At 34.4% G+C, this 3,356-nt stretch carries 4 protein-coding genes; 1 reads left to right on the forward strand and 3 read right to left on the reverse strand.

The window, feature by feature from the left end:
- The 3 genes from C8N37_RS22585 to C8N37_RS22595 form a co-directional block, all read right to left on the reverse strand.
- Positions 1-260, reverse strand: a 260-nt coding sequence (locus tag C8N37_RS22585) for a hypothetical protein (RefSeq protein ID WP_146171130.1), incomplete at its 3' end; no start/stop codon positions are given.
- 201 nt (positions 261-461) lie between these two features.
- On the reverse strand, positions 462-1,682 hold the full coding sequence (locus tag C8N37_RS22590) for a TCR/Tet family MFS transporter (protein ID WP_108161030.1): 1,221 nt from the start codon (positions 1,680-1,682) through the stop codon (positions 462-464).
- Between the two features lie 112 nt (positions 1,683-1,794).
- Positions 1,795-2,667: a helix-turn-helix transcriptional regulator gene (locus C8N37_RS22595; protein WP_108161031.1), complete on the reverse strand. Its 873-nt coding sequence runs from the start codon at positions 2,665-2,667 to the stop codon at positions 1,795-1,797.
- Positions 2,668-3,065: 398 nt separating this feature from the next.
- Between C8N37_RS22595 and C8N37_RS22605 the strand changes: the two genes are divergently transcribed.
- Positions 3,066-3,356, forward strand: a 291-nt coding sequence (locus C8N37_RS22605; protein WP_146171131.1) for a hypothetical protein, incomplete at its 3' end; no start/stop codon positions are given.

Here is a 3,356-nt window from a genome sequence, read left to right on the forward strand (position 1 = left end):
GAAATAACTTCTGAACGGCTGTTGGTCTGATCGTTTGATGCATGTACTTTCTGACTGAAATCGGATGTAAACAGTTGCTCTACTCCTGCTGACTGCCCTTCGGTCATAACGGCAATGTAATGATCAATGGCGAGATCTGCTGTGGATAGGTTGACAGCTGCTTTCTTAGAGTTGTCTCCTGCTGGTTTGCCAGCTGCCATAGTGAATGTTGATACTGCGATCAAGGCTGCTGCTGCGAATGTTTTTGCTAAAGTTTTCATAATATCTTTATATTATATTGTTATTAAGTTGCATCAGCCCCACATCCACCAACTCAAACCCTGATGCTTGCTAAAGCAATTGTTGATTCAAAAGTAGGGTGTAAATCATCCCTATCTTATGGCAATTAGACTAAACCAACTAAAAACTCGGTGAATGGTGGAAATGGCTAGGTGAAGTTATTTTATTTTTCTAACCCTAGCTTACTGTTTGTTTTTTCGTCGAAAAGCAATATAAATAATGATCGCACTAACAGACATTAAAATGGAAGCTAAAAAAAATGGCGCTCCAGAAAATTTAAAGGGTGCTTTATCATGTGTAAAATAATAGAATAGGTTTGTCATAATCGGAGGACCTACTATAGAAGTAGCACTCATTAGACTTGTCAATGCCCCCTGAAGCTCACCTTGTTCATTTGAAGGAACATTTTTACTTATTATTGATTGTAGTGCCGGTCCGCATATTCCTCCTAAAGAATAGGGTACGAGGAAAATAAACATCATCCATCCTTCATTAGTAAATGCAAATAACATTAAACCTAAAGCATATAATAACAATCCAAAATAGATACTTTTCTGTTCCCCTAATTTGGGAGTAATCCATCTTATTAAGAGCCCCTGTACTAATCCAGTCAATAAACCCAGTAAACCTAGTGATAGACCTACAGCTCGTTCTGTCCAATTAAATTTATACATGGTAAAAAAATGCCAGTTACTCTGTACAGCATGAAGAGCGACATAGACCAGAATTAAAGCAAAAATAAGATTTGATATTTTTGACTGTTTTCTCAAAAAATTAAATGTACCAATGGGATTTGCGCGTTTCCAGTCAAATAAACGACGTTTATCTTTTTCTAAACTTTCTGGTAATACAAATAACCCATATAGAAAATTCACCATACATAGCAGAGCTGCTGCATAAAAGGGAACTCGAGCTCCATAGTACCCAAGTAAACCACCGATTACCGGGCCTATAATAAATCCTAATCCAAAAGCAGCTCCGATTAAGCCGAAATTTTTCGTTCTATCTTCGTTGGTGGATATATCTGCAATATACGCACTAGCTGTGGAAATACTTGCCCCAGTAAGCCCAGCAATGATTCTTCCAAAAAACAACCAACCCATGGATGGTGCAAATGCTAACAGCATATAGTCAACTGCGAATCCAAAAAGAGAAAATAAAAGGATTGGGCGCCTTCCATATTGATCACTTAGATTTCCCACTATAGGCGCAAATATAAATTGGGTGATAGCATACGCAAATCCGAGCCATCCACCATATTTGGCGGCTTCACTAAGGTCACTATCGATAAGTTCTCCGATGAGTGCTGGAACTACTGGAAGTATAATTCCCCAACCTGTAATATCAATCAACAATGTGATAAATATAAATCCTATGGCCGCTTTTTTATCTGTTTTTCTCATGCAGTAAAAGTAAAAAGCGGCAAATGGAAGGCATTAACCATTTAATGGTATTTACATACAATATGAAAGCTAATCTTATTTAACCATCTGTAATAATTATAAAAAACAAATACTATTCATTTCTGTAAGTTTTTGGCGATATTCCTACTGCTCTTTTAAAATATCTGCAAAAGACACTTGTTTCTTCGAAATGAAGCTCATTGCTTATTTCTTTAATTGATAGATTAGAAGATTTGAGTAATGTTTTAGCATGTACAATGGTGAGATGATCAATCCATTGTAAGGCAGATTTTCCAGTTTTCTGTTTCAGAAAACTGGAAAGATACTGCGGTGTTAAATGAAGTTTTTCAGCATAAAATGCAACGCTTCTATACTGGTTAGCGTACTTCGAAATAAGGAGGTAAAAATCATCAATGATCTCATGTGTACGGCTCTTTACTAAGCTTTTACTATGAGGTAAATTAGAATATACTTCAGAAATCATACTTATTAAAACTAGAACAAGATGCCGTAGCATTTGTGTCTTATTTGTACTCGCTTTCTTATGATAGAAATTTTGTATAAGTGTCAGTAAATCATGCTGAAGCTTTATTTCGTTGGGCTGAAGCCTTACAATTGGTTCCCATCTAATTTGATCATTCATGACAAACTCACGTAGAATGGGAAATTCTGTAATAAAATCTAATGAAACACCAATTGTTATTATTTCTGCATGTTCACTCAATGACTTTGTTTCGATCATCAATTGCGGTTGTAAAACAGCAATATCACCTGCGTTTATTTCATATTCAAGAAAATGGATTTGTGATTTCATGGATCCTTTTATCATAAATCCCAATAATAAACCATCAAACAGACGACTATGACTTGTATATTTCTTATTTGGGGCGTTTTGCTGACTAATAATTACTATCCCTTCCGTCTTTTCAGCAGGATCGAGATTATATAATTTATAGACATTATCCAAAGTTATAAATAGAGGCATGTTCAAATGTCGGAAAAAAAACACACCTATAGCAAGTGGCGTCCGGGTAGTACCTTACAAATTGTATATAAACACTATAAAATTGCAAAATTATAGATGAAATGATTTACCTGCGTATACGTAAGAAGTAATGTTTGACCATATACTAACCATACGTATTTTTTTTTGGTGAAATACCTGCATATCTTTTAAAGTATCTGCAAAATGAAATTCATTACCGCTTTCAATAATTGATAAATTTGATATGGTATCAAGATATTGATCAAAATGATAAATTGCTGACATGGAAAAATGGAAAGATCCTATATGCTCACACGATTAACGATTTGCTCCAGTTACTTAAGGATAATGATAAAAGCTTTAATCCTCCTATTAATTTAGCAAAATGGCTATTTAACATGAAGGATTTATTAACATCGGAAGTTATCATTTACTCGCCCAATCGAATAATGAAAGGTTTTGCAAAACAAGATATTCCAGATGATATATTAGAAGATTATGTAAATCTCATTAATGTAATTGGTGATTTAGCTTATCAGGAGAAACAGTATGTAGAGCTCCTATCATTACACGATAGTCCAGTGCTAAAAATGTTTTGGAATTACTACAATTATCATTATCTATTCAAATCAAAAAAGAACGAAGAATTAGGGTTCGACAGAAATGAATTTAAAATTGCCTTAAAACAA

The organism is Sphingobacterium faecium, from assembly GCF_003054045.1.
Taxonomy (GTDB): Bacteria; Bacteroidota; Bacteroidia; order Sphingobacteriales; family Sphingobacteriaceae; genus Sphingobacterium; species Sphingobacterium faecium.

What these genes read in the sequence shown, in the direction of transcription:
- C8N37_RS22590 (WP_108161030.1), bottom strand. Translation starts at nt 1,682, where the DNA reads ATGAGAAAAACAGATAAAAAAGCGGCCATAGGATTTATATTTATCACA.
- C8N37_RS22595 (WP_108161031.1), bottom strand. Translation starts at nt 2,667, where the DNA reads ATGCCTCTATTTATAACTTTGGATAATGTCTATAAATTATATAATCTC.